The 1,045-nt window shown below is 46.8% G+C and carries 1 pseudogene; it reads right to left on the bottom strand.

Features of this window, described 5'->3' with window-relative positions:
- A pseudogene (locus PSH54_RS20485) lies at window positions 1-1,045 on the bottom strand (hypothetical protein); the annotation flags it as partial.

Below are 1,045 nucleotides of genomic sequence, written 5' to 3' on the forward strand. Positions count from 1 at the left end.
TTGCAGTTGTAGTCACCGCAGGGTTAACGCCATCGCTTATTGTTACAGTAACTATTTGGCCATCTTCTACATCTTCTACAGTACCGCGTACAACAATGGCTGCACTTTCGCCGCTGCCGTTAATAACGCCATCGGCTGTTTTATCAATGCTTGTGGTAATGGCGGCAGTGTTATCAAGCTCAACGCTATCTTGCGCGCTTACAGGATTGCCTGCTAAATCAGACGCCGTAGCAGTGGCGGTTAATGTGCCGTCGTTTAAGCTGCTTGCATCAATAGGAGTTGTTACATATTCGCCATTTTGTACAATGGCTTGCACTTCAACCGGTGGGTTAACACCATCGCTAATAGTAACCGTAACTGTTTGACCATCTTCAACATCGCTAACTATTCCGCGCACAACAATGGCTGCACTTTCGCCGTTACCGTTAATAACGCCATCGGCTGTTTTATCAATGCTTGTGGTAATGGCGGCAGTGTTATCGAGCTCAACGCTATCTTGCGCACTTACAGGGTTACCAGCTAAATCAGACGCTGTAGCAGTGGCGGTTAATGTGCCGTCGTTTAAGCTGCTTGCATCAATAGGAGTTGTTACATATTCGCCATTTTGTACAATGGCTTGCACTTCAACCGGTGGGTTAACACCATCGCTAATAGTAACCGTAACTGTTTGACCATCTTCAACATCGCTAACTGTTCCGCGCACAACAATGGCTGCACTTTCGCCGTTACCGTTAATAACGCCATCGGCTGTTTTATCAATGCTTGTGGTAATGGCGGCAGTGTTATCGAGCTCAACGCTATCTTGTGCGCTTACAGGGTTGCCCGCGATATCAGATACACTTGCAGTGGCGGTTAATGTGCCGTCGTTTAAGCTACTTGCATCAATAGGAGTTGTTACATATTCACCATTGATCACGGTTGCAGTTGTAGTCACCGCAGGGTTAACGCCATCGCTTATTGTTACAGTAACTATTTGGCCATCTTCTACATCTTCTACAGTACCGCGTACAACAATGGCTGCACTTTCGCCGCTGCCGTTAATAAC

Origin of the sequence: Pseudoalteromonas sp. Angola-30 (assembly GCF_028599215.1) — a bacterium.
GTDB lineage: Bacteria > Pseudomonadota > Gammaproteobacteria > Enterobacterales > Alteromonadaceae > Pseudoalteromonas > Pseudoalteromonas atlantica.